At 43.8% G+C, this 24,557-nt stretch carries 26 protein-coding genes; 11 read left to right on the top strand and 15 right to left on the bottom strand.

Translation table 11 applies throughout. From position 1 onward, the window contains the following. Positions 1-8: 8 nt before the first annotated feature. On the top strand, positions 9-1,295 hold the full coding sequence (thrC, locus tag D6V41_RS04995; RefSeq protein ID WP_136250380.1) for a threonine synthase: 1,287 nt from the start codon (positions 9-11) through the stop codon (positions 1,293-1,295). Positions 1,296-1,344: 49 nt separating this feature from the next. After that, entirely contained in the window at positions 1,345-2,028 is a 684-nt protein-coding gene (ung, locus tag D6V41_RS04990) for a uracil-DNA glycosylase (RefSeq protein WP_136250641.1), read from the top strand. A gap of 8 nt (positions 2,029-2,036) precedes the next feature. Here ung and thpR read toward each other — a convergent pair whose 3' ends face one another. From thpR to tal, 4 genes are all read right to left on the bottom strand, one after another. Next, positions 2,037-2,561, bottom strand: a complete 525-nt coding sequence (thpR, locus tag D6V41_RS04985) for an RNA 2',3'-cyclic phosphodiesterase (protein WP_136250379.1) — start codon at positions 2,559-2,561, stop codon at positions 2,037-2,039. A gap of 43 nt (positions 2,562-2,604) precedes the next feature. Further along, complete coding sequence (locus tag D6V41_RS04980; RefSeq protein WP_136250378.1) at positions 2,605-2,781, bottom strand: DUF3545 family protein; 177 nt, start codon at positions 2,779-2,781, stop codon at positions 2,605-2,607. 327 nt (positions 2,782-3,108) lie between these two features. Beyond that, positions 3,109-4,749: a glucose-6-phosphate isomerase gene (gene pgi / locus D6V41_RS04975; RefSeq protein WP_136250377.1), complete on the bottom strand. Its 1,641-nt coding sequence runs from the start codon at positions 4,747-4,749 to the stop codon at positions 3,109-3,111. Between the two features lie 48 nt (positions 4,750-4,797). Beyond that, positions 4,798-5,751 carry a transaldolase gene (gene tal / locus D6V41_RS04970; protein ID WP_136250376.1) on the bottom strand — a complete coding sequence of 318 codons (954 nt, stop codon included), beginning with the start codon at positions 5,749-5,751 and terminating at the stop codon, positions 4,798-4,800. 367 nt (positions 5,752-6,118) lie between these two features. Here tal and yaaA point away from each other — a divergent pair, with 367 nt between their 5' ends. Then, complete coding sequence (gene yaaA, locus D6V41_RS04965) at positions 6,119-6,892, top strand: peroxide stress protein YaaA (RefSeq protein ID WP_136250375.1); 774 nt, start codon at positions 6,119-6,121, stop codon at positions 6,890-6,892. Positions 6,893-7,147: 255 nt separating this feature from the next. Beyond that, positions 7,148-7,783: a glutathione S-transferase family protein gene (locus D6V41_RS04960; RefSeq protein WP_136250374.1), complete on the top strand. Its 636-nt coding sequence runs from the start codon at positions 7,148-7,150 to the stop codon at positions 7,781-7,783. A gap of 389 nt (positions 7,784-8,172) precedes the next feature. Here D6V41_RS04960 and D6V41_RS04955 read toward each other — a convergent pair whose 3' ends face one another. The 4 genes from D6V41_RS04955 to D6V41_RS04940 form a co-directional block, all read right to left on the bottom strand. Further along, positions 8,173-8,613, bottom strand: a complete 441-nt coding sequence (locus tag D6V41_RS04955; RefSeq protein WP_136250373.1) for a DUF4426 domain-containing protein — start codon at positions 8,611-8,613, stop codon at positions 8,173-8,175. A 111-nt stretch (positions 8,614-8,724) separates the two neighbouring features. Next, positions 8,725-9,270, bottom strand: a complete 546-nt coding sequence (locus D6V41_RS04950) for a YggT family protein (protein ID WP_136250372.1) — start codon at positions 9,268-9,270, stop codon at positions 8,725-8,727. Between the two features lie 14 nt (positions 9,271-9,284). Further along, entirely contained in the window at positions 9,285-10,106 is an 822-nt protein-coding gene (gene proC / locus D6V41_RS04945; RefSeq protein WP_136250371.1) for a pyrroline-5-carboxylate reductase, read from the bottom strand. A 60-nt stretch (positions 10,107-10,166) separates the two neighbouring features. Beyond that, positions 10,167-10,877, bottom strand: coding sequence for a YggS family pyridoxal phosphate-dependent enzyme (locus tag D6V41_RS04940; RefSeq protein WP_136250370.1), 711 nt, complete (start codon positions 10,875-10,877; stop codon positions 10,167-10,169). Positions 10,878-10,916: 39 nt separating this feature from the next. On the opposite strand from D6V41_RS04940, the gene D6V41_RS04935 reads away from it, so the two are divergent. From D6V41_RS04935 to D6V41_RS04925, 3 genes are all read left to right on the top strand, one after another. Further along, positions 10,917-11,948, top strand: a complete 1,032-nt coding sequence (locus D6V41_RS04935; RefSeq protein ID WP_136250369.1) for a type IV pilus twitching motility protein PilT — start codon at positions 10,917-10,919, stop codon at positions 11,946-11,948. A gap of 47 nt (positions 11,949-11,995) precedes the next feature. Continuing rightward, positions 11,996-13,114 carry a PilT/PilU family type 4a pilus ATPase gene (locus D6V41_RS04930; protein WP_136250368.1) on the top strand — a complete coding sequence of 373 codons (1,119 nt, stop codon included), beginning with the start codon at positions 11,996-11,998 and terminating at the stop codon, positions 13,112-13,114. A gap of 85 nt (positions 13,115-13,199) precedes the next feature. Continuing rightward, on the top strand, positions 13,200-13,523 hold the full coding sequence (locus tag D6V41_RS04925) for a putative signal transducing protein (protein ID WP_136250367.1): 324 nt from the start codon (positions 13,200-13,202) through the stop codon (positions 13,521-13,523). 9 nt (positions 13,524-13,532) lie between these two features. On the opposite strand, the gene ruvX is transcribed toward D6V41_RS04925, so the two are convergent. The 5 genes from ruvX to D6V41_RS04900 form a co-directional block, all read right to left on the bottom strand. Then, a complete protein-coding gene (gene ruvX / locus D6V41_RS04920; RefSeq protein ID WP_136250366.1) occupies positions 13,533-13,943 on the bottom strand; it encodes a Holliday junction resolvase RuvX in 411 nt (136 codons plus the stop codon). Then, entirely contained in the window at positions 13,936-14,502 is a 567-nt protein-coding gene (locus D6V41_RS04915; RefSeq protein WP_136250640.1) for a YqgE/AlgH family protein, read from the bottom strand. Before D6V41_RS04915 ends, ruvX begins: the two co-directional genes overlap by 8 nt. A gap of 24 nt (positions 14,503-14,526) precedes the next feature. Further along, entirely contained in the window at positions 14,527-15,474 is a 948-nt protein-coding gene (gene gshB, locus D6V41_RS04910; protein ID WP_136250365.1) for a glutathione synthase, read from the bottom strand. A 117-nt stretch (positions 15,475-15,591) separates the two neighbouring features. After that, on the bottom strand, positions 15,592-16,320 hold the full coding sequence (locus D6V41_RS04905) for a 16S rRNA (uracil(1498)-N(3))-methyltransferase (RefSeq protein WP_136250364.1): 729 nt from the start codon (positions 16,318-16,320) through the stop codon (positions 15,592-15,594). Positions 16,321-16,419: 99 nt separating this feature from the next. Then, complete coding sequence (locus D6V41_RS04900) at positions 16,420-16,644, bottom strand: hypothetical protein (protein WP_136250363.1); 225 nt, start codon at positions 16,642-16,644, stop codon at positions 16,420-16,422. Positions 16,645-16,888: 244 nt separating this feature from the next. Here D6V41_RS04900 and D6V41_RS04895 point away from each other — a divergent pair, with 244 nt between their 5' ends. Beyond that, positions 16,889-17,716 carry a mechanosensitive ion channel family protein gene (locus D6V41_RS04895; protein ID WP_136250362.1) on the top strand — a complete coding sequence of 276 codons (828 nt, stop codon included), beginning with the start codon at positions 16,889-16,891 and terminating at the stop codon, positions 17,714-17,716. Between the two features lie 92 nt (positions 17,717-17,808). Here the strand turns inward: D6V41_RS04895 and D6V41_RS04890 are convergent, their stop codons facing one another. Further along, positions 17,809-18,609 carry a M48 family metallopeptidase gene (locus tag D6V41_RS04890; RefSeq protein ID WP_136250361.1) on the bottom strand — a complete coding sequence of 267 codons (801 nt, stop codon included), beginning with the start codon at positions 18,607-18,609 and terminating at the stop codon, positions 17,809-17,811. A 76-nt stretch (positions 18,610-18,685) separates the two neighbouring features. Then, positions 18,686-19,837: a methionine adenosyltransferase gene (gene metK / locus D6V41_RS04885; RefSeq protein WP_136250360.1), complete on the bottom strand. Its 1,152-nt coding sequence runs from the start codon at positions 19,835-19,837 to the stop codon at positions 18,686-18,688. Between the two features lie 397 nt (positions 19,838-20,234). Here metK and tkt point away from each other — a divergent pair, with 397 nt between their 5' ends. From tkt to D6V41_RS04870, 3 genes are all read left to right on the top strand, one after another. Then, a complete protein-coding gene (gene tkt, locus D6V41_RS04880; protein ID WP_136250359.1) occupies positions 20,235-22,226 on the top strand; it encodes a transketolase in 1,992 nt (663 codons plus the stop codon). Positions 22,227-22,294: 68 nt separating this feature from the next. Then, positions 22,295-23,377, top strand: coding sequence for an erythrose-4-phosphate dehydrogenase (epd, locus tag D6V41_RS04875; protein ID WP_136250358.1), 1,083 nt, complete (start codon positions 22,295-22,297; stop codon positions 23,375-23,377). Next, positions 23,378-24,556, top strand: coding sequence for a phosphoglycerate kinase (locus D6V41_RS04870; RefSeq protein WP_136250357.1), 1,179 nt, complete (start codon positions 23,378-23,380; stop codon positions 24,554-24,556). Position 24,557 lies beyond the last annotated feature (1 nt).

Here is a 24,557-nt window from a genome sequence, read left to right as displayed (position 1 = left end):
ACATCAATGTGGAATTAGAAAATTTAAAAGATGCGAGTGATAAAGCCTCATTTGCACAAGCGGTAAAAAAAGGACTGGGAAAACATCAGGGCCTTTATTTTCCAACAAACATTCAGCCAATAGATAATATTGATGCATTACTCGAAATGCCGCTGGTTGCTCGTAGCCAGCTCATTATTAAACACTTAATTGGTGATGAACTAGCGTCGGAGCTTGTCGACTCAATGATTGCGCAAGCCTTTAACTTTGACGCGCCGTTGGTAAAGGTGACCGATAATATTTATTGTCTTGAGTTGTTCCATGGTCCAACCCTTGCGTTTAAGGATTTTGGCGGACGCTTTATGGCGCAATGCCTGTCGCATATCAGTAAAGGCGAAAAAGTCACAATATTAACCGCAACCTCTGGAGACACTGGCGCAGCAGTTGCGCATGCTTTTCACGGTATAGAAAACATTGACGTTGTTATACTTTTCCCTAAAGGCAAGATAAGCCCGCTTCAGGAAAAACTGTTCACAACACTTGGCGATAACATTCACACGCTTGCTGTGAATGGGGATTTTGATGCTTGCCAACAGCTAGTTAAAACGGCATTTGATGATGCTCAAGTGCGAGATGGTATGCATTTAAACTCTGCAAACAGTATTAACATCAGCCGTTTGCTAGCACAGGTGTGTTATTACTTTGAAGCTGTTGCTCAGTTGCCTGAAGACGATAGGCAAAAAGCTGTTTTTGCCGTCCCTAGCGGGAATTTTGGTAATTTGACCGCTGGAATTATCGCCAAGATTTTAGGTTTACCGATAAAACGCTTTATAGCGGCAACCAACTTAAACGATACTGTGCCGCGATATTTAGTCACAGGCGAATGGGCCCCAAAAGCTACCATCGCCACCATGTCTAATGCGATGGATGTAAGTCAGCCCAACAATTGGCCGCGTATTGAGGCATTAATAGAAAAAGGCTTGTTTGATAAAACTCTGCTAAGCGGCGAAGCGATTGATGAAGATTACACGCAAGTGGCTATGCGAAAGTTGCAAACTTTAGGCTATGTGTCTGAGCCGCATGCCGCAATTAGTTACCGTGCGCTTACAAAGAGCCTGCAGGCAAATGAAGTCGGGATATTTTTAGGCACCGCGCACCCTGCCAAATTTCGTGAAACGGTGGAAAACGTTCTTGGTCAACCGATCCAACTGCCTAAAGCATTAGTCGATGTAGCTGGTAAAGCATCTTTAGCAGGTGAAATAGACGCCGACTATGCCAGCTTAAAATCGTATCTTTTTGAAACGCTTGGCGATTAAAACATGAATTTATCGTTCGTTGTTAGTATCAAAAAAAGAAGAAGCTGGTATGCCCGATAGCTTGTCACCTGCTAAACCTACGTGGTCTGATTTACTTGGCGCTGAGAAACAAAAGGATTACTTCAGGCAGTTGATGCAATTTGTAGCAAATGAGCGCGCCGAGGGCTATGTGATTTATCCTCCCGAGAAAGATGTGTTTAATGCCTTTACGTTTTGTGAGGCTCATGAGGTAAAAGTCGTCATTATTGGACAAGACCCGTATCATGGTCCTCAACAAGCACATGGCTTATGCTTTTCAGTATTAAAGGGCAACAAAATCCCGCCTTCGCTTCGCAATATCTATAAAGAGTTAGCAAATGATATTCCTGACTTTAAGATACCTCAACACGGCGAGCTAAGTGCATGGGCAGAGCAGGGCGTTTTGTTGCTAAATACAGTGTTAACGGTGCGCGACGCGCAAGCACATTCCCACAAGAATAAAGGATGGGAGCAATTTACAGATACCGTAATTGCCAAAGTCAGTGACGCTTTGGATGGCCTTGTATTTCTACTGTGGGGTGCGCCTGCACAAAAAAAAGCAAGTCTGATTGATACAAGCAAACACAGTATTCTGAAGGCGGCTCACCCATCGCCACTTTCAGCGCACCGAGGCTTTTTGGGTTGCAAACACTTTAGCCAAGTTAACGCTATTCTTGCCCAGCAAGGCAAGCAAGCGATTAATTGGCAAGTGTGAATAGGTGCCTAGTTCTTCCCCTCATTCAATATCCATGTTGCGCGAATGGGGTATCTCACACCGGTTTTTGTCGAAACAGATTCAAATAAATGCATGTGTGAGAACTGACACCGAAAGCTTGGGCTAATAAGTGCATTGGGTGGATTGTCTTTTACCTTTCTCACTAAAGTAAGATGAGGAATATAGATGCCTTGCCGCACATTTAGGCCCGATCCATTTGCAGCCGTACCTAATTGATTGGCTAATTGGATAAGTCCTTGAGAAGTCGCAGTTGCGCCTAAAAACAATATTTTGGGTTTAGACCAATAGCCAAGCGAATCTAAGTGCAAGTCTATTTTTGGTTTTGCGATTTCATCTATGCGCGCAGTTAAATCTTCAAGCTGATGCGCCTGAACCTGTCCTAAAAAGACAAGCGTAATGTGAAAGTTGGCAGCAGGTACACTGCCAACAAAATGTGGAAGCGCCTTATTGCGCCATTGCTCAATGGCTAATTTTGATTTGGCATCAATATCCAGCCCAAGAAAATAGCGCAACGTCAGCAACCGTTTTTATGTATTGCGTTTTAATGTATCGGGTTTATCTGCTGAGTTGTTCAAGTTCTAGCTCAAGACCTACATCCATCTCACTAAGCTCTTTCTTTAAACGATATTTTTCCTTGATTGCTTCAATTTCGCGCCACTTGCGCTTTTTGGCTTTGGTTTTAGCGGGACGCGTTTCACTGTCGATTACGGAAAGAATTTCTACTGAATCCATGATGGATGCTCCTGTCAGCTACTTCGAAAGTCGGCGTTTGTATTGTGCGCAGTGCATACTTTAGCAAACGCCTAGTGGTCTTTTTACAAGGTTTTATTAAAAGCACCGATTAAGGCATTACTTTAAACCTGTATTTTAGCAATAGTGGCAATTAAAACCATTCGCACAACAAAGACGCTATAGTTTTACCACAAAGGTGAGAAAAGTGGAATAAATTAGGTTAAGCTTTTGTTAAATTTATATGACACACATTTTCTATTGGTCTGGAATGCACTGAGAGGCTTTGCGTGGTCTGACCTTCAAGCCAGACCATCTTATACAATAAATTTACTGTTTGTTAACAAAATGTTTAATGAGCTGTGCAGTGGAAGCATCAACATTATCGAGGCTCATGTCGCCCTCAATCATGTCGTATACATCGTTTCCGAGCACTTTTCCTAACTCTACACCCCATTGATCAAACGAATTTAAACCCCAAATGCATCCCTGTACCAACACCTTGTGTTCATACAGAGCAATAAGTGCGCCAAGGGTTTTAGGATCCATCTCATCAAAGAGCAACATATTGCTAGGATGGTTGCCAGGCATGGTTTTGTGGGCAGCAAGTTTAAGTTTTTCAGCCTCTGGCAGAGACGAATCACTTAAGTCTTCCAGACATTCTTCAAAGGTTTTGCCCTGCATTAGTGCTTGTGCCTGTCCAAAACAGTTCGACGCAAGCATATTATGGTGCGTTTCATTTTGGTTCGGTACTTTAAGGGGAAATAAAAAATCCACCGGTATTGGCATGTTACTCTGATGGATTAATTGATAAAAAGAATGCTGTCCATTGGTGCCTTCGCTTCCCCATATTATTGGTCCGGTACCGTAATCAACCGTGCGACCATCAAGCGTGGTCGATTTACCGTTGCTTTCCATATCCAGTTGCTGAACATATGCAGGAAAGCCGCGCAAATAATGATAGTACGGCAACAGTGCGTGAGATTGAGCGCCAATAAAGTTTCGGTACCAAACGCCAAGCATCGCCAAAATGATGGGCATGTTTTTTTCAAAGGGAGCATCCTGAAAATGGCAATCCATCTCGTAAGCCCCCTCAAGCAAGCCTTTGAAGTTGTTGTATCCAACAGCAAGGCTAATAGGAAGACCAATTGCAGACCAAAGCGAATAGCGTCCGCCTACCCAATCTGCCATTGGGAAGACATTTTCTTTGGCCATGCCAAAATCAACTGCCGCTTTTACATTAGATGAAACCGCGACGAAGTGTTTTGCAATATCTTTTTGAGTAGGGCCTTGGTCTAAAAACCAGGCTTTGGCGGTAAGCGTATTTTGCAGCGTTTCTTGTGTACTGAATGACTTGGAAGACATAACAAAGAGGGTTGTTTCAGCGTCGACCTGATTCAGCACATCCTGAATATGACAGCCATCCACGTTTGCTACAAAATAAATCTTTAACCCTTTAACCCAATACGGTTTAAGTGTTTCAGTTACAATCTTAGGACCCAGGAACGAACCCCCAATACCGATACTAACAACCGTATCAATGGCTTTCCCAGTGTAGCCTTTATGTTCGCCACTATGCACCTTTTCAGTGAATACCTGCACACTTTTGAGCGTGTTGATAACGTCTGGCATGACATTTTCGCCATCAACATACACAGGTTTGTCTGAAAAGTTTCGCAATGCAATATGCAAAACCGCGCGTTTTTCAGTGCTATTGATAGGCTGTCCAGAAAACATATCAATGATCTTCTGCTTTACTTCGCGCTGCCTGGCAAGTTCAAAAAGTTTATCAAGCACTTCCTGAGTGACGCGGTTTTTCGAATAATCGAGCATAATTCCCGCAGCATTGAGGGTATACTTTTCCGCCCGCTCTTTGTCCTTTTCGAATAAATCGCGCATATGGTGGCGTTTTATCAATGGTGCGAGCGCATCGAGTTCACCCCAAGCGGGTGCATTACGAAGCTTTTGCATGAGTGCTCCTTGAGTCTGTTTAAATGTGATCAGTCATTGAAATAACTATTAAAAACGCGCTTGGATTAGCGTTTCCAGCTTCACTTGGTCTGCTGCAAAGTTGCGAATACCCTCAGCCAGTTTTTCAGTAGCCATTGGATCTTGATTCATATCCCATCTAAATTGCGCTTCTGTAAGTTTGGCATCTACGGATTTTGACTGACCTGTGTCCTTAAGGACGGTTTCCAGTTCACCTTCGGTGTTGCCAAGTTCTTCAAGCAAGGCTGGGCTGATGGTAAGTCGGTCACAACCGGCAAGCGCCACAATTTCGCCGGTGTTTCTAAAGCTTGCGCCCATTACTACTGTTTTGTAGCCATGCTCTTTGTAGTAGTTATAAATTTTTGTTACTGACTGCACACCAGGGTCATTTTTACCTTCAAAATTCTCGCCGGTTGAATTTGCTTTATACCAGTCTAAAATACGGCCTACAAAAGGTGATATTAAAAATACACCAGCTTCGGCACATGCGCGGGCTTGCGCAAATGAGAACAGTAAGGTCAGATTACAGTTGATCCCTTCTTTTTCAAGCTGCTCGGCGGCTTTTATTCCTTCCCACGTAGATGCAATTTTTATCAAAATGCGCGACTTATCAACGCCTGCCTTATCGTATAAGGCGATAAGCTCGTGCGCTTTATCAATTGTTGCCTGCGTGTCAAAGGACAGCCTTGCGTCTACTTCAGTGGAAATTCGACCTGGAATCACGCCTACAATTTCTTTACCAATGGCTACAGCGAGATGGTCGCAAGCAGCGGCAACCTGTGCATCTTCAGAATCGCCATTTTTCTTACCGTAGGCAATGGCGTCATTGATTAAACTGTCATATTGAGGTAAGTCGGCCGCTTTAAGCAAGAGAGATGGATTGGTTGTCGCATCTACTGGCTCATACTTTTTGATCGCATCGATATCGCCTGTATCGGCAACTACCGTTGTCATTGAACGTAAATAAGCTAATTGATTGGCCATGATGTTCCTTTTAGTTATTAAGATGTAGTAATTTTACTAGGGCGTGACCTAGCATAACAAGTTAGTTGGGGTAATGACTAGAGACTAGCACCGATAAAGCGATTTTTCATAATTCGTTCATGAATTTTGTATAGCTCAACGCGACATTAACAAAGATAAACACGCTATGGTTATCTGAAATTTACTCTGCTCGTTACCCAATTCAAGATGATGTTTTAGGTATCTATTAAACGACTCGTGACCTCTCAAGTGAGCGCGCTTAAAGAGCGAAAATATGATAAACTTTTGTACATGTTTGAGCGCATTTGTTTGCCCGTTCGTAAGCAAAAGCTAAATATAGAACAAAAATTACAGAGAATGAGCCCACATGTTAATAGTTGTATCTCCCGCTAAAAATTTAGACTATCAATCCGACATTCCCAGCGTTGACGCGACACAACCGCGATTAATGACGCAAACCCAAGCCTTGGTTAAAAAATGCAAGCAGCTATCACCGGCTGAGCTGTCTTCGCTAATGAAAATAAGCGACAAGTTAGCCACGTTAAACGCTGAGCGTTTTGACAGCTTTACCACACCTTTTACCGACGAGAATGCACGCCCTGCCGTGTTTGCGTTTAATGGTGATGTGTATTCTGGCTTGCAAGCGTCAAGCCTGGATGCGGAATCACTTGAATTTGCACAGTCTCACTTGCGTATATTGTCTGGCCTTTACGGCATTTTAAGACCATTGGATTTGATGCAGCCCTATCGACTCGAAATGGGAACGAAGCTTAAAAACGATAAAGGCAATTCGCTTTATGACTTTTGGGACATGCAGATCACCGAATTGTTAAACAAAGATATCAAGGCTCAGGGCGATAACGTTTTAGTGAATTTGGCATCGAATGAATATTTTTCATCTGTAAAAACCAAGCAATTAGACGCGATGGTGATAACACCGCATTTTAAAGATGAAAAAAATGGCAAATTGAAAATCATCAGCTTTTATGCAAAAAAAGCCCGCGGCCTGATGGCCCGTTACATTATTGAAAATAAGTTAAGCAAGGCTTCGCAATTAAAAGAATTCGACACCGCGGGCTATTATTTTGACGATGCAGAAAGCACTGAAACAGATTACGTATTTAAGCGCAATGAACAATAGCGTTCACACAATCCACCGTTAAATTTTGATGAAATTACGTCTGGTATGGAGCTAGCAAAATCGCATAAGCAAAAAAGGACAGAGCAGGGGCCTGTGGTCAGGTTTCAATGGGCAGGACGCCCATTGTAAAGCGACCATGGATGGGCCAGCGTCCTGAACACAGGCCCCTGCTATCTCCCTAGCGGCATGCAACTTTGTCAGCTTCGTATCAGGCGTTGTTCAAGATTTAAATGGCTATATTTTAAAGGATTTACAATGATTAAAATTTTTAGTTATCCTGCCACCAGAGGCGTGAGAGTAACCTGGGCATGTGAAGAGCTCGGTATAGATTACGACTATAAGATTGTGAACTTATATGCAGGTGAACATCGCGGTCCTGACTACTTAGCCGTCGCACCTACCGGCAAAGTACCCGCCATTCAGGATGGCGAGATTACACTGGTTGAATCTGGTGCCATTTTGACCTATTTAGCTGATAAATTCGGCAAGCTCATTCCCAAAGTTGGCAGTGCTGAGCGAGCATATTATGAGCAAGCCATGTACTTTGTACTTACTGAATTAGAGCAGCCGCTTTGGACAATGGCTAAACACAAATTTGCCTTCCCTGAAGATAAACGAATCCCTCAGGCTATAGAAGTCGGTCAATGGGAATTTAGCAAAGCACTGGAGGTATTCAGCAAGATGCTCGGTAACAACACCTTTATTGCAGGTGATGATTTCACCATGGCTGATATCATTGCCGGCCACACGCTCTCGTGGGCACAGGGCTTTAAACAAGACTTAACTTACGACAATGTAAGGGCGTATGCGGAGCGCGTCTTGGGTCGAGATGCATTAAAACGCGCCAGAGCGTTTGAAAAACAGCAGAAAGATGCATTGGAAAAAGTATAGTTCTCTTTAAAATTAAGCGAAGAAGAGGGCGCCAGCTCTTGGGTTGCAGAATTGCGCTTGGAAGAGGGGAGTGCTATCTCGGTTCAGAATGAGCAAAAGAGAAAGCCCGCTATCGGGGTTTAGAATAAGCGAGTAAGAAGAGGGGACTAGCTTATGGTCAGGTTTCAATGGGCAGGACGCCCATTGTAAAGCGACCATGGATGGGCCAGCGTCCTGAACATAAGCTAGTCCCCTCTTCCCAGCGCAATTCTGAACCCCGATACCTGGCTTTCTCTTTCACGCGCAAATTCTTAACCCCGATAGCGGGCTCTCTATTACAAGCGCAATTCTGCAACCGAGATAGCTATCCCACTCCTCCAAAAGCAACTCGATGTTAAAGTTGGCTCACACTAATCTTCATACATTTTTTGTTGAAACTTGAGTTGTTGAGAGACATTGCCCTGTTTCATATCAATAGTAAAACGTAGCACTTCTTTATCATCAAAATTCACTGTAGCCAGATGATAAATGGCATCGCCTTCTTTTACAGTTGTGAATTCCAAGGGCTTATTTGTACCCAGCAAATTTCTTGCGTTGCCACTTACCTCAACTTCTAAGGCCGCTTTACTCTTCGAGTCAAGCACGGATATATTAATTACCGCCCGTGTACTGGAACGAGTGATATTGTTTGCCTTGGCAACTTCAGGCTCTAAAAAAGTGCTTGGAAAGGCGATGTAGTGCACATCCCAGTCGCCCAAGGTTTTCTTTTGCTCTGCCAACAAGTCCGAACTTACTATTACAAAGCTTAACAATATGAATATTTTAAACATGTTCAGTTTTAAAATTTGCATCGCTTTTTCCTTTATGCCTTGTTTGTTTGCGCATGTGTGAATGCATTCAGCTACCTTCAATCATGCGCAAGCGAGTTGCCTGCCTTATCTTAAACCCCGCCAGCAGACTTATTAGATACGAATACCCGTCAAATCGCCGATCAAAATGCGAATAAACTGTATGGCTAAGATGGCAATCAATATAGACAAATCCAAACCTCCCATTGGAGGGATGATGCGCCTTATTGGAGCGAGTAATGGTTCTGTTAGCTGATACATTACCATTTCAATAGGGTTGCCGCCTTGACTGACCCAGCTCAAAATCGCTCTGATAATTAAAATATAAAAAACTACGTCAAATATATGCCCAATGAGCACAATTACGCCCGGTACCAGCAAACTTAAAAATCCGGGAATGCCGCCAGTGATCATAAAACTAAGGGTGATAATTTTTAGCACTGCCATCACATAGGCAAATAGCAAAGTAGCCGTATCCAATTGCCCCAGCGCAGGAATAAAGCGCCTGAGCGGGCCAACCACAGGTTGAGTCGCCTTTACAACGAATTGGCTCGCCGGGTTATAAAAATCGGCGCGAGCAAGTTGCAACCACATTCTCACCAAAATAATCGAAATATATGCGCCAAAGGCAAACCGTACCAAAAATTCAATCGCATTCATCTTTTTTTATTCCACTAAAATTCTTTTGCCATTTGTTGAGCGCGCGCTACAGCAGCTTGCATTGCTTCGCTGAGTATGTGGGCGATATCGTGTTTTTGCAAGGTAGTCACCGCTTCGTGTGTGGTGCCACCTTTTGATGTTACATTTGTTCGCAATGTTTCAATTGAAGTATCCGGGTTTTGAATAATCATTTGGGCGCTTCCCAGCATCGCTTGCTGTACCAGCTTTCGTGCGTCCTTTTCAGCTAAACCCATGCGCATGGCTTCCTCAGTCATTGATTGCGCAATTAAAAAGAAATAAGCAGGCGAACTTCCGGCCGCTGCAATCACAGTATCAATATCACTTTCTTTATCAACAATCAGCGTATCGCCTACGTGCTTCATCATAAATGAGGCAAACTCGGCATCTTGTTCACTGACTTCATCTGACGCGTAAATGCCACTCATGCCAGCACCAAGAGAAGAGGGCGTATTTGGCATAACGCGAATGACCTGTTTATGACCACCTAGCATTTCAATTAAACGTTTGCAGGGGATACCAGCTGCAATTGAAATCACTAATTTATTGCTTAAATCGCAGTCTTTTAAAAAATCCTCGCAGACCTTACTCATTAACAGTGGTTTAACTGACAGAACAACAACCTCTGCAAAATCAATGGCCTCTGTGTTGCTTTGACTCACGCGAATATTCAGCTTCTTTTGCAAATTATCCAATTTCGGAAAGCTTGGATTACTTGCCATAATATTTTCGGGTGGATAGCCTTTTGCCACAAGGCCTTCAACAATAGATTGGGTCATATTGCCTGCGCCGATAAAGCTGATATTTTTTACTGTCATGAGACTCCTTAGTGTTTGAGAAAACGTATTTGCTAATAAGCTCTGCTAATAAAGCGTTGTTTAAGTTCTGGAACCGAAAACACCCGTTCCAACTCTTAGCATGGTGCTTGAATACTCAATTGCAAGTGCCATGTCTGCGCTCATTCCCATTGAAAGCGTATCAAAATCCGGATAAATTTGCTTAAAGTCTTCCTGACATTTAACAAAAAGCGACTGCATCCTCTCGAAGGATGCACGTTGTTGATTAATATCTTTTGTGGCAGAGGGGATCGTCATTAAACCTCTACACGAAAGTCGGGAAAACTCACGCATCTGTTCTAAAAAATCTTTGGTTTCGCTTGCCTGAATGCCCGATTTACTGCTTTCATCATCAATGTTTATTTGGATGCACACGTTAAGGGGGGCAAGCTCGCTTGGCCGCTGATCGTTGAGGCGTTTTGCAATTTTAATTCTGTCTAGCGAATGCATCCAATCAAAGTTTTCAGCAATAATTTTACTCTTGTTTGATTGCAAGGGGCCGATATAGTGCCAAACGATATCAGAAAACTGGCTGAGGGCCTGAATTTTTTCCAGCCCTTCTTGCACGTAATTTTCACCAAAATGGCGTTGTCCGTTTTCATACGCTTGCAAGATATCGGATACCGGTTTGGTTTTACTTACCGCCAGTAAATGAATATCGTTAGGATTGCGACCGCATGACACAGCTGCTTGCTGCATTTGCGCGCGGATCCTGGATAAATTTTCAGCAATGGGGGCAGATGATGCTGTCATTGTAAACTAGAATGCCTCTTGTTCCTTGGAGAAATAGTTTTGGATATTAACGAATTACTCGCTTTTAGTGTACAAAATGGTGCATCTGATTTGCACCTTACATCAGGGCTTCCCCCGATTATCCGTGTTGATGGCGAAATGCGTCGTTTAAACATAGATTCTTTAGATCATAAAGCTGTACACAGCCTGATTTACGACATCATGAATGACCGTCAGCGTAAAGAATACGAAGAAAACCTGGAAGTGGACTTTTCATTCGAAATTCCAGAACTCTCACGTTTCCGTGTCAACGCCTTTAATCAGAACAGAGGTGCGGCAGCTGTTCTAAGAACCATCCCAAGTAAAGTACTCACCCTTGATGAGTTAGGTGCGCCTGAGATCTTCAAAAAAATCATCAATCAGCCAACCGGCATTATTCTTGTTACAGGTGCAACTGGCTCGGGTAAAAGTACCACTCTGGCGGCGATGATTGATTATATTAACACACACAAACGCGAGCATATTCTCACCATTGAAGACCCCATTGAATTTGTGCATAACAACAAATTAAGCGTATTGAATCAGCGAGAGGTACACCGCGATACACACAGTTTTAATAATGCACTTAGAAGCGCACTTCGTGAAGATCCCGATGTAATACTGGTAGGTGAGCTGCGTGACCTTGAAACGATACGACTTGCCATTTCCGCGGCAGAAACCGGTCACTTGGTTTTTGGTACGCTACACACAAACTCGGCACCTAAAACCATCGACCGTATCATCGACGTGTTCCCCGCTGCTGAAAAGTCCATGATTCGCTCAATGCTTTCTGAGTCATTGCGCGCTGTTATATCGCAAACGCTTCTTAAAAAGGTTGGAGGTGGCCGTGTGGCAGCGCATGAAATCATGCTGGGTATTCCTGCCATTCGTAACTTGATCCGTGAAGATAAAGTACCGCAAATGTATTCGGTAATCCAAACCGGTCAGGCACATGGCATGCAAACGATGGATCAGTGTTTACAAAAGTTAGTCGCGCAGGGCATTATCACGCAGCAAGATGCGGCGGCTCGCTCCATTGATAAAAACCATTAAGCTATGCCCCATAAATTAAAAACGATTGCAAAACAGAGACGTAAGTTATGATTACCTTAGATGAATGTTTAAAAAAAATGGTGACAATGGGCGCATCTGACCTTTTTGTTACTGCCGGGATGCCAGTGAGTGTCAAAGTGAATGGTCAACTGCAACCCATTGCTGAACAAAAGCTCTCAAAAGAAGATGCGCTTTCACTGGTTCATCAGGCAATGAACGAAGAGCAAAAAGAAGACTTTAAACACGAAAAAGAATGTAATTTTGCCGTCTCATTATTTGATGTAGGTCGATTCAGATGTTCCGCATTTTGGCAACGAGACGCGGCAGGTATGGTAGTGCGTCGTATTGTCATGGAAATTCCAAAAGCCAGTAATTTAGGGCTTCCACCGATACTTAACGACATCATCATGGCAAAAAAAGGCCTGGTGTTGTTTGTGGGCGGCACAGGTACAGGTAAGTCGACCTCACTGGCTGCATTGATAGGGCACCGAAATGAGAATTCGCGTGGACACATTCTGACGATTGAAGATCCAATCGAGTTTTTGCACTCTCACCGTAACTGTATTGTAACCCAGCGGGAAGTCGGTATTGATACTTTGTCGTTTGACGATGCGCTCAAAAGCTCTTTGCGACAAGCGCCTGATGTGATTCTTATTGGTGAAATCCGGTCGATGGAAACCATGGAATATGCCATGTCCTTTGCCGATACCGGTCATTTATGTGTTGCAACGCTTCACGCTAATAACGCTAACCAGGCGATTGAGCGGATTATGCACCTAGCACCAAAGGAACTGCACGATAAGCTGCGTTATGATTTATCGCAAAACATTCGTGCTATTGTAGCTCAGCAGCTCGTGCCTACCATCGATAACAAGGGCCGGGTCGCGGCAATAGAGATTTTGCTAAATTCACCTCTGGTTTCAGATCTCATTCAGCGAAATGAAATGGGCGCTTTGAAAGAAGCCATGATGAAGGGCCGAGAGTTGGGAATGCAGACTTTCGATATGGCGCTATATGATTTGTACAAGCAAGGTAAAATTAATGAAGAGCAAGCCTTGCATCATGCAGATTCGCCAAATGATCTTCGTCTGATGATTAAACTTGATAGCAAATCGTTTGGAAGCCCCTTAGGCTCTTTGAGTAATGTCTCGATTGACCTTGACTAAGCGCGTGTAATTGCTTTTACATTGTGTTTTTATCCTAAAGGGCTGACAATGGTGTCAGCCTTTTTTCTTTGCATACAGGTAGCAGATGAAGCGATTTTACAAGGATTTTGATCAGTTTCGCGTGCGTCAAATATTCGAACTATTGGAAGATGCGGGTATTCCATGCACCATCAAAAATGAATTTATTCAAGGCGCCAGCGGCGAGATTCCGCATCATGAGGCTTTGCCAGAAGTCTGGTTAATTGATGCCCAATGGGAAACAAAAGCGACTAAGCTATTGCGCGAGTTTGAATCAGATCTTCAGTCACATGATGCTCCCGCATCAGATTGGGCCTGTCGCTGTTGTCACGAAGTAAACGAACCGCAATTTCGTATTTGCTGGAAATGCGAGGCGCCCCGACCAATCTAAAACGACTACCTAGGCACTTACAAAACTTTCATAAATTAAACATGCCGATACGCTATCAACTTTCTCTTTACCCAGCTTTTTAAAGCCTCCAAGCTCAAATAAACGGGCTTTGGCCTCAACTGTACTTAAACGCTCGTCGTGATAATGCACCGGCAAATTATATTTATGCGCCAGTCTTCGTCCAAATTTTTTGGCATTGCTGGTAATGTCTTGTTCGCTGCCGTCCATATTAAGGGGGAGACCAACAACGATAATATCTGGTTGCCAGTCTTTAACCAGGTTATCTATAGTGTGCCAATCTGGAATGCCATCTTTCGCTTTAAGCGCTGGCAGGGGAGAGGCTGTATGCGTGACAACCTGGCCTAAGGCAACGCCAATGCTCTTCATGCCAAAATCAAAGGCAAGTGCAGATTTATGCATGCCCGGATTGCTGAGTAAGTTGCCACACATCAACGCCAAGTTTATTGACAGCAGCTTGCCATTTACGGTGAATAGGCGTATGGAAAAGAATATCCGTATCTGCTTCCAGTAATAACCAGGCATTATCAGCAATCTCTTGCTCAAGTTGGCCCGCTTCCCAACCCGCATAGCCTAAAGCAACAAGTGAATCGCTTGGGCCTTCGGCGTTGCCGAGCACGCTTAAAATGTCTCTTGAGGTGGTTAACATAATATCCGAACTTAATTCCAGGCTCGATTTCCAGCCGGGCTGTGTTGAATGCAGTACAAAGCCTCTATCTTGATGCACTGGTCCACCGCATACCACAATCTGTTCACTTTTATCGTCATCTACCAGTGCCTTGTCGTCCGCCTGTTTAATGAGCTCGCGAAAAGTCATGGTGGAGGGCTGATTAATAACAATACCCATTGCTCCCTGATCATTATGCTCAAGAATGTAGGTAACCGAGCGCGAGAAATAAGCATCATCCAGCGCGGGCATGGCGACTAAAAAATGATTTTGAAAACTGGTTGTTTGAGGAATTTTTGCCACTTGACGAAGTGCCTCCTATAAACGTTTCTCTATTGCATCAAATAATTTACTGCATATATTTATAGAATATGCGGCTTCTATTTCTCTTACGCAAGTGGGAGACGTGATATTTATTTCCGTCACCTTATTTCCAATCATATCAAGCCCAACAAACAGAATCCCTAAACCGGGCATATCTTTGGCAATAGCGGTGGCAACTTTCATATCCTCTTCGCTGACTTGTTGGGCTCGACCTTGTCCACCTGCTGCTAAATTGCCGCGTGTTTCATTTTTAGCAGGCAGTCTCGCCAGGCAGTAGGGAATGACTTCGCCATCGACGAGTAAAATACGCTTGTCGCCATCTTTTATTTCTGGCATGTAACGCTGCACCATTGCATGCCTGGTGCCATTGGCAGTGAGCACTTCACTTACTACCCCTAAGTTGTTCCCGTCTTCCTTGATTCGAAAAATCGAGGTTCCACCCATTCCATCCAGTGGCTTGCAAATAATATCTTTATGTTGCTCATGAAAGGCTCGAAAATCGGATTTTTTCGTCGTTACCATGGTGTCGGGGATAAAGTCAGGGTAGAGCGACGTAAACAGTTTTTCATTAAAGTCGCGCAGCGCACGAGGTTTGTTTACCACAAGAACACCTGCATTTTCAGCTAATTCTAGAATGTGCGTTGCGTATAAAAACTCACTGTCAAACGGTGGGTCTTTGCGCATCAGGATTACGTCCATTGCGCTTAATTCTATTTCAAGCTCTTCAATGACCGAAAAATAATCCTCTAGCCTATCGTTTACCTGAATAATCTTTGCATTTGCCTGCGGTTTGCCATTGTCAATCTTTAAGTCATTTTGCCTGATGTAATAAAGCTCAAAACCGCGTTTTTGCGCCTCTAGCAGCATCGCAAAGCTCGTATCTTTTTTTGTATTAATGTTTTCAATTGGGTCCATGACCATGGCAAGCTTTAGTGCAGGCATATGTTAAATCTCTTGTTTAATAATCCGACGGCTTACACCCTGTTTTAAACAGGGCGCTGGTATTGTTGATGTTTTTAATGTTGCTTCAAGTGTGATGGCAATTCGCAAAATTACAAGTCAAAGATCACCATGCAAGGCTTGCAATACTGAAATGCTGGTGGCTGCTGCTGTTTCTGTTCGCAGTATCCTGGGGCCCATATTAACGGGCGTAAAGCCTATTTGTTCTGCGGTGTAGACTTCTTGTTCCGAAAATCCGCCCTCGGGACCAATCAAAAGTAAAAAACCGGATTGGCTTCGCGGGAGTCCACTTAGATAGGTTTGGCTACCGGGCGCTAAAATTAGCTTGCGCATATCTGTTTTAGAAGCAATCAGTTTAGAAAAGCTTATCCGCGGATTTAATTTAGGAAGAACGTTGCGCTGAGATTGTTCACAGGCGCTTATAATAGACTTTTCCCACTGTTCTTGTTTTTTTAGCCAGCGATCATCACTTAGTTTCACATTGCAATGCTCTGTTACAACAGGGCTTATCTCGCTTACGCCAAGCTCAACTGCTTTTTGCAGTGCGTAATCCATTCTGTCCCCTTTTGAAATACCCTGAGCCAGATGTATGCGCAAAGGTGATTCAACATTCAAACTAATTTGCGCATTTACATAAACTTGCGTTTTCTTTTTATGCGAAAAAATGATTTCAGCTGGATAGTCAGCGCCGTTTCCGTTAAACAAGATGATTGGCGCTTCCGTTTTCAGGCGCAAAACGGTATTGATATAGTGTGACACAGACTCTTCTAACTCAAGCTCGATGTCTGCCTGAAGTTCTTGACGAGTAAAAAAACGTGGAATTCTCATTAATTTTGATTGAGGACAACTTTATTTGAAGTGGAGTATGGCAAATAAAGCGGTAACTTGTCGAACTCAAAAAGCGGTCTTAAACAAAAAAACGGAGGCTTAAGCCGCCTCCGTTTCGTTATTTCTAACGTTGTATCGTTGATTGTAAGACTTTGAAATGCTGTCTTTGCTTCCTTCTGCCTTAACCTGCTTAGCAGCGTTCTTTTTTTCATTTTCCCTACGAGCGTGCGCGGTGTTTTTTCCGTGAGATTCAGTTAAACAAAATACAAACAGCGCAAGCACTAAAGAAAACAAAATGGCTAAAATAAGCATTGAAGATTCCATACCCTGTTTTCTCCTTGTCTTTGATGACTAAAATTTATACATCCATTAGTCTAACTTTGCAATAAAAACTGTAGCTAATTTGCAACACTTTTCGTAAGTGTGTGTAATTTTTGAAAAAATAAATTGATTTACTTTTATCAGCCTTGCTAATGTAGCAACGTCCATTCGGTGTTGTGCAAACTCACATACAATATGAAGCACAGATGGAATTATAAACAATTTTCAAACAAAGGAAATGTCAAACATGTTCAATTTTACAACAGATGACGCATCTAAATATTTAGATGAGTACATCATTCCATTTGCGATTGACTTGGCAGTTGCAATTGTCATTTTTATCATCGGTAAGATTGTAGTTAATATCTTAGTGAATCTGGTTGGCAAGCTGCTTGGGCGTGCGAATTACGATTCAATGCTGGTTGATTTTGTGAAGGCCATCGTAAAAGCCATCTTGATGCTATTTGTGATTGTCGCAGCACTCGACCAACTCGGTGTTGATACTACCTCACTTGTGGCCATTTTAGGTGCGGCAGGTTTAGCCATTGGTTTATCGTTGCAAGGCTCCTTACAAAACTTTGCTTCAGGCGTGATGCTATTGGTGTTCAAGCCGTTCAAAGCGGGTGATTTTGTCGATGCAGGCGGTGCGATGGGCACGGTGAAAAGCATTGGTATATTTACAACCATCATGAATACGCCAGATAATAAAGAAATAATCGTACCTAATGGCAGTATTTATGGTGGCAATATAACTAACTTCTCTGCTAAAGATACTCGCCGAGTAGATATGGTATTTGGAATTGGTTATGGCGATGATTTGAAAAAAGCAAAATCCATACTTGAAGAGATGGTAAAAGCAGACGATCGAATACTACAAGACCCAGCGCCACAGGTCGCAGTTTCTGAGCTTGGTGATAGCAGCGTTAATTTCGTCGTCAGACCTTGGGTGAACTCGGGCGATTACTGGGGAGTCATGTTCGATTTTACCGAAGCTGTAAAACTTCGTTTCGACGAAGAAGGCATTTCTATTCCTTTCCCTCAAATGGATGTACACCTTCACAAAGAAAGCGATTAAACAGCAATCGCTTTGTATTTAAAAACCCGCTTCACAGCGGGTTTTTATTTTAGGCTTTCATATTATTCTTAGATGGCATTTGTGAACAGCACTTAAGGGCGGCAGTTTGGTTTGTTTGAAACTTGATTATACTGAGCGAGCGCTGGCCCCATATTCGCCTGTAAATCTTTAATTCGCGTTTCTGGCGCTGGGTGAGTGGAAAGCATTTCAAGCTGACGTTGACCACCGCTGGCGGCGTTCATGTTCTGCCATAAATTTACAGATTGTCTGGGATCAAAGCCCGCTTTTGACATTAAATCCAAACCAATCAAGTCAGCTTCGCTTTCGTGTGCGCGGCTAAATGGAAGCGCAACGCCCAATTGTGCACCTAAACCAAGCGCCGCCATAATCGGGCCGCTTTGCGCTACATCGTTAGTTTGAAGTGCGACGTTCACCGCTTCTTGCGTAATACCAATCAATGTTGACTGACTCATGCGCTCATTTCCATGTTGTGCAAGTACATGGCCCACTTCGTGTCCAATGACAGTCGCTACCTGATCTTGATTTTCAGCCACGTTCAACAAACCTGTGTAAACACCAATTTTTTTGCCGGGAAGAGCAAAGGCATTTACCTGGTCAGACTCAAACACCACAAGCTCCCACTCGTCAGTATCTGCATTTGGACCTAACTGCGCAATAATCTTATCTGCAATGCACTGGACATATTGATTGGTGACAGGTTTTTTTGAAATAGGCGTTTCTTGCTTCATCGCGCTAAAAGCTTGTGCGCCTGACTGAGCAAGCTGGGCGTCTGAATATAGCAGTACTTGTTTTCGACCCGTTGGAGAGGTGGCACAGGCCGTAATTAAAATGGCAGCACCAGCTGCCATCATAAACGATTTAAAACGTAGCATTTATCATCCTTTTATGTTGCGCGTATTCACTGTTCTAATTCATCAGTATAAACGAGCGCAAGAAAAAGTTGGATGATTAATTTGTAGCATCGGCTTTTAAATCAGCCGCTTTGTCAGTTGCTTCCCAAGGAAACTCTTCGCGACCAAAATGACCATATGCGGCCGTTGGCTTATAAATTGGGCGCTCTAAATCCAGCATCTTAATTAAACCATAAGGACGCAAATCAAAATGCTTTTTCACTAATTCGGTGAGTGCTTCTTCACTTACAGTACCTGTTCCAAAGGTGTCAATGCTGATGGAGGTTGGTTCGGCAACGCCAATCGCGTATGAAATTTGAATTTCGCAGCGTTTGGCAAGCCCGGCAGCAACAATGTTTTTTGCCACATAACGACCGGCATATGCTGCGCTTCTGTCGACTTTTGAAGGATCTTTTCCTGAAAATGCACCACCGCCATGACGAGCCATACCGCCATAGGTATCTACGATAATCTTGCGTCCTGTTAAACCGCAATCGCCCATAGGTCCGCCAATTACAAAGCGTCCGGTAGGATTGATGTGATATTTTGTATTGGGTGTTAACCACTGCGCAGGTAATACAGGTTTGATGATTTCTTCCATCACCGCTTCTCGAATGGTGGTGTTATCCACTGAATCACAATGCTGGGTTGACAGTACGACCGCATCAATGGCAATGGGTTTGCCATTCTCATACACAAAGGTTACCTGGCTTTTTGCATCGGGGCGAAGCCAGTCAAGTTTTTTGCTTTTTCGCATTAGCGCTTGCTGTTGCACTAATCTGTGTGCGTAGGTGATAGGCGCCGGCATTAGTACATCGGTCTCATCACTGGCATAACCAAACATCAAGCCCTGATCTCCCGCGCCTTGCTCTTCAGGTGCATCGCGATCAACCCCTTGGTTGATATCAGAAGACTGCTTACCTATTGCATTTAACACCGCACAAGATTCGCCATCAAAGCCCATATCAGAATGCGTGTATCCAATTTCTTTCACGGTTTTTCGTGTGAGCTCTTCAATATCGACCCATGCTGTGGTGTTGATTTCGCCACCCACAAGCACCATGCCTGTTTTAACAAATGTTTCGCAGGCGACGCGAGCTTTAGGATCTTCTTTCAAGATTGCGTCAAGTACGGCGTCTGAAATTTGATCAGCAATTTTATCCGGATGTCCCTCAGATACCGATTCTGAGGTAAATAAACGTGAAGTCATTAGGTGTCCTGTTACTTAAAAGGATTATCAAGATTGTAAAACGCGTGAAGTATAGTATATTTCCGTCTAGACGTCTAAAAGTCTATTTGGATTTTCATACTGATTCGTAACATCTTATAAAAAAGATCAAAAATAAATGGAAAGACATCAATCAAGGCACTGATTTTTATATATAAAATATAAAATGGATTACAATGGGTTAGTTAAAAAACACAAAACTATTGTGTTAATTAATTATTGAAGTGCGCATGTTGCTGCGCCACAATGTCTTTCCTCGTTTTGGTGCGCGTCTACATTTTATTATCTAGTGTTTTGTCTTAGACTCTACACATAAAAATATGCGCCTAATTTGATTTACTAATTCTGGATTACAGCTCTAGAGAGAAAAGGAGAATACATGTCATCACGCCGCGAACTTGCCAATGCTATCAGAGCGCTCAGCATGGATGCCGTACAACAAGCAAAATCGGGCCATCCTGGCGCACCCATGGGCATGGCAGATATTGCACAGGTCCTTTGGTGTGATTACCTTTCGCACAACCCTCAAAATCCACAGTGGGCGAACCGAGACCGCTTTGTGCTCTCCAATGGGCATGGCTCAATGTTACTCTATTCACTGCTTCATTTAACGGGCTATGGGCTTCCAATTGAGGAGTTAAAGCAATTTAGACAATTGCATTCAAAAACACCTGGTCACCCTGAGTATGGTTATGCGCCAGGCGTTGAAACTACAACCGGTCCATTAGGGCAGGGCATATCAAATGCAGTTGGAATGGCGCTTGCTGAAAAAGTGCTTGCAGCGCAATTTAATCGCGATGATTTTGACATTGTCAATCACTATACCTATGCATTTTTAGGTGACGGCTGCTTGATGGAAGGGATTTCTCATGAAACCTGTTCGCTGGCCGGCACGCTTGGGCTTGGCAAATTAATCGCCTTTTATGATGATAATGGCATTTCTATTGATGGTGAAGTTGAAGGCTGGTTCAGTGACGATACGCCAAAACGTTTTGAAGCTTACGGTTGGCATGTTATTGCAGACGTTGATGGTCACGATGCAAGCGCAGTGGCAAAAGCGATTGAACAAGCGCAGGCTGAAACCAGTAAGCCCACCTTAATATGCTGCAAAACCACAATTGGTTTTGGTTCACCAAATAAGCAAGGTAAAGAGGAATGTCACGGTGCACCTTTGGGTGACGATGAGATTGCCTTAACCCGTAAAGCGCTAGACTGGAAATATGGCCCATTTGAAGTGCCTCAGGATATTTATGCGGCATGGGATGGTAAAGAGAAAGGCAAGCAACTTGAGCAGGCGTGGAATGAAAAGTTTGCTGCTTATCAGCAAGCGCATCCCGAACTTGCCAAAGAGTTTATTCGTCGCAAAACCAATGTGTTGCCTGACGACTGGCATAAACATGTGACTAAATACATCCATGCTTTACAAGATAATCCTCAGAACATCGCGACTCGAAAAGCATCGCAAAACACCTTGAACGTCTATGGTGAGTTGCTACCAGAGCTTTTGGGTGGGTCGGCTGATTTGGCTGGATCTAACCTGACAATCCACAAAAGCAGTAAAGGCATAAGCGCTGATGATGCAAGCGGAAACTACATTTACTATGGCGTTCGTGAATTTGGCATGTCGGCCATGATAAACGGCTTGACGCTCTACGGCGGCTTTAAAGTTTACGGCGCTACCTTTTTAATGTTTATGGAATACGCGCGTAATGCGGTTCGCATGGCCGCTATCATGAAGCAGCCAGCCATATTTGTTTATACCCATGATTCTATCGGTTTAGGAGAAGATGGACCAACTCACCAGCCGGTTGAGCAACTTGTTGCGCTGCGTTCAACGCCAAACCTTGATAATTGGCGTCCTTGTGATCAGGTAGAGTCTGCCATTGCATGGAAAGCAGCCATTGAGCGAACAGATGGTCCCACAACACTCATCTTTACCCGTCAGGGTTTACCACAGCAAAGCCGAAATGCACAGCAATTAAGTGATGCTGAGCGAGGTGGCTATGTGCTGGTAGACTGTGAAGGTGAAGCGGAAATCATTTTAATTGCCACCGGTTCAGAAGTGCAGCTTGCCGTTGAAGCCGCTGAACAACTCAGTTCGCAAGGTAAAGCGGTGCGCGTTGTGTCAATGCCTAGCACTGATGTCTTTGATAGACAATCTTCAAGCTATAAAGAACAAGTGTTACCTGCTAAAATTACAAAACGTGTTGCGGTAGAAGCATTAGCAAAAGACACTTGGTATAAATATGTCGGTTTAAACGGCGCCGTTGTGGGTATGGACACCTTTGGTGAATCTGCACCCGCGAGCGATTTGTTTAAACACTTTAATATCACGACTGAAGCTGTTGTAGACGCCGCACTGAGTTTATAATTTGTCGTTTCGAGTTTGTCACGTAATCTGCGTGTGGGCTCGAGCGCAGTGCATTAAAAGGTGAGCGTGTGCTTCGTGTAGGCATTAACGGGTTTGGACGAATAGGGCGCAGTGTTTTGCGAGCGCTTTATGAAAATGGCTATCGTGACAAGGTGCACGTTGTAGCAATCAACGAAATTGCCGAACCTGAAGCAATGGCACATTTACTGAAATACGATAGCACGCACGGCCGCTTTCGTTATCCAGTGACGCACCACCATATTCAGCAAAACCACCAAGCGCAGTCTTATTTGGATGTCAACCAGGATGAGATTGCGCTTTTTCATTTTAAAGATATCAATCGTATTGATTGGCAAGCCCATAAAGTGGATATTGTGCTTGAATGTACCGGTATTTATGTAAGTGAAGCCGATGCGAAAGTACACATAAAAAATGGTGCAAAAAAAGTGCTGTTTTCTCAGCCTTGCGGGCAGGATATGCACGCAACCATTATTTATGGCGTTAACCATCAGGAGTTGATGCCTGAGCACACTGTAGTGTCGAATGGGTCGTGTACTACAAATTGTATTGTGCCGGTAATTCGCGCCTTGGATAATGCTTATGGCGTAGAAAGCGGCACAATTACCACCATTCATGCCTCCATGCACGATCAGCAGGTGATAGACTCCTACCATCCTGACTTACGACGCACGAGGGCGGCGAGTCAATCAATTATTCCCGTTGATACTAAATTAGCGCGCGGCATTGAGCGCATCATGCCTAAATTTGCCGGCAAGTTTGAAGCCATAGCGGTGCGAGTACCTACTATCAACGTCACCGCAATGGATTTAAGCGTTACCTTGCGCGATAAAGTAAGCGTAAAGGAAGTGAATGCCGTATTAGCGAATGCATCATCCGACTTTCCGCCAAACATTATCGATTACACTGAACAACCGCTTGTATCTGTAGACTTCAACCATGATCCACACTCTTGTATTGTTGATGGCACGCAGACCCGAGTCAGTCACAAACAGCTTGTGAAAACGCTGGTTTGGTGTGATAACGAGTGGGGCTTTGCCAACCGTATGCTCGACACAGCGCTGCATATGCATCAAGTCGGTTATGAATTAAAACCCAACAACGCCATTGAATATAATCTTCAGGAGAAATAGATGCCCATCAAGACCATGTCTGAACTTGATTTACAAAATAAACGCGTGTTGATTCGCCAAGACTTAAATGTTCCTGTCAAACATGGCTCAATTAGTTCTGATGCACGTTTGAAGGCCTCTATTCCGACCATCAAACAAGCCTTATCACAAGGTGCGGCTGTGCTGGTCATGTCGCATCTTGGCAGACCAACAGAAGGGCAGGAAGATGCGGAGTTTTCGTTAAAGCCAATAGCCGATTATCTGGAAGAACACCTTGACGTGAAGGTAAATTTTATTACCCGTTACCTTGATACTACTGAAGTACCTGCGCCCGTTGGTGAACTTACGTTGCTTGAAAATGTGCGCTATAACCGGGGTGAAAAATCTAATGATGATGCCCTTGCCAGACAATATGCTTCGCTATGCGATGTATTTGTAATGGATGCATTTGGAACGGCACATCGCGCGCAAGCAAGCACTCACGGTGTTGCGAAATATGCTAATGAAGTATGTGCAGGCCCCTTATTGGACGCAGAATTAAAAGCGCTGTCTAAGGCCTTGGACAATCCTAAGCGCCCTATGGTGGCAATAGTTGGTGGCTCGAAGGTTTCTACAAAGCTGACGGTTTTGTCTGCCTTGGCGGATAAAGTCGATCAGCTCATTGTAGGAGGTGGTATTGCGAACACCTTTATTGCCGCGCAAGGACATAAGGTGGGTAAATCACTGGTAGAAGAAAGTCTGCAAGATGAAGCCAAACGTTTGACTCAGTTGGCAAAAGACAACGGTGGCGAAATCCCTATTCCAAGTGATGTAGTGGTGGGTAAGGAATTTTCAGAATCTGCCGAGGCCACAACAAAAGCCGTTGAAGATGTGGCGGATGATGACATGATTTTTGATATTGGGCCAAAAACTGCTGAGTACTTATCTGATATTTTGAAAAAAGCAGGAACGATTGTATGGAATGGCCCTGTCGGCGTGTTTGAATTTGATCAATTTGGCGAGGGAACCAAGGCCATAGGCGAAGCGATTGCGCAAAGCGAAGCGTTTTCAATTGCCGGAGGCGGAGACACCTTAGCCGCTGTAGATAAATATGGCATTGCAGATAAGATTTCCTATATTTCAACAGGTGGTGGCGCATTTTTGGAATTTTTAGAAGGCAAAGAGCTTCCCGCGGTTGCAATTTTAGACAGAGATGGATGAT

The organism is Ningiella ruwaisensis, from assembly GCF_004798935.1.
GTDB classification, from domain to species: Bacteria; Pseudomonadota; Gammaproteobacteria; order Enterobacterales; family Alteromonadaceae; genus Glaciecola; species Glaciecola ruwaisensis.
The sequence above is the reverse complement of the archived record's forward strand: the minus strand, read 5'-3'. Positions and strand labels throughout refer to the sequence as shown.

Excerpts from the sequence above, each read along its gene's own strand:
- ung (WP_136250641.1), top strand. The coding sequence starts at position 1,345 with ATGCCCGATAGCTTGTCACCTGCTAAACCTACGTGGTCTGATTTACTT.
- D6V41_RS04980 (WP_136250378.1), bottom strand. The coding sequence starts at position 2,781 with ATGGATTCAGTAGAAATTCTTTCCGTAATCGACAGTGAAACGCGTCCC.
- pgi (WP_136250377.1), bottom strand. The coding sequence starts at position 4,749 with ATGCAAAAGCTTCGTAATGCACCCGCTTGGGGTGAACTCGATGCGCTC.
- tal (WP_136250376.1), bottom strand. The coding sequence starts at position 5,751 with ATGGCCAATCAATTAGCTTATTTACGTTCAATGACAACGGTAGTTGCC.
- yaaA (WP_136250375.1), top strand. The coding sequence starts at position 6,119 with ATGTTAATAGTTGTATCTCCCGCTAAAAATTTAGACTATCAATCCGAC.
- D6V41_RS04960 (WP_136250374.1), top strand. The coding sequence starts at position 7,148 with ATGATTAAAATTTTTAGTTATCCTGCCACCAGAGGCGTGAGAGTAACC.
- D6V41_RS04955 (WP_136250373.1), bottom strand. The coding sequence starts at position 8,613 with ATGCAAATTTTAAAACTGAACATGTTTAAAATATTCATATTGTTAAGC.
- D6V41_RS04950 (WP_136250372.1), bottom strand. The coding sequence starts at position 9,270 with ATGAATGCGATTGAATTTTTGGTACGGTTTGCCTTTGGCGCATATATT.
- proC (WP_136250371.1), bottom strand. The coding sequence starts at position 10,106 with ATGACAGTAAAAAATATCAGCTTTATCGGCGCAGGCAATATGACCCAA.
- D6V41_RS04940 (WP_136250370.1), bottom strand. The coding sequence starts at position 10,877 with ATGACAGCATCATCTGCCCCCATTGCTGAAAATTTATCCAGGATCCGC.
- D6V41_RS04930 (WP_136250368.1), top strand. The coding sequence starts at position 11,996 with ATGATTACCTTAGATGAATGTTTAAAAAAAATGGTGACAATGGGCGCA.
- D6V41_RS04925 (WP_136250367.1), top strand. The coding sequence starts at position 13,200 with ATGAAGCGATTTTACAAGGATTTTGATCAGTTTCGCGTGCGTCAAATA.
- ruvX (WP_136250366.1), bottom strand. The coding sequence starts at position 13,943 with ATGCATAAATCTGCACTTGCCTTTGATTTTGGCATGAAGAGCATTGGC.
- gshB (WP_136250365.1), bottom strand. The coding sequence starts at position 15,474 with ATGCCTGCACTAAAGCTTGCCATGGTCATGGACCCAATTGAAAACATT.
- D6V41_RS04905 (WP_136250364.1), bottom strand. The coding sequence starts at position 16,320 with ATGAGAATTCCACGTTTTTTTACTCGTCAAGAACTTCAGGCAGACATC.
- D6V41_RS04900 (WP_136250363.1), bottom strand. The coding sequence starts at position 16,644 with ATGGAATCTTCAATGCTTATTTTAGCCATTTTGTTTTCTTTAGTGCTT.
- D6V41_RS04895 (WP_136250362.1), top strand. The coding sequence starts at position 16,889 with ATGTTCAATTTTACAACAGATGACGCATCTAAATATTTAGATGAGTAC.
- D6V41_RS04890 (WP_136250361.1), bottom strand. The coding sequence starts at position 18,609 with ATGCTACGTTTTAAATCGTTTATGATGGCAGCTGGTGCTGCCATTTTA.
- metK (WP_136250360.1), bottom strand. The coding sequence starts at position 19,837 with ATGACTTCACGTTTATTTACCTCAGAATCGGTATCTGAGGGACATCCG.
- tkt (WP_136250359.1), top strand. The coding sequence starts at position 20,235 with ATGTCATCACGCCGCGAACTTGCCAATGCTATCAGAGCGCTCAGCATG.
- D6V41_RS04870 (WP_136250357.1), top strand. The coding sequence starts at position 23,378 with ATGCCCATCAAGACCATGTCTGAACTTGATTTACAAAATAAACGCGTG.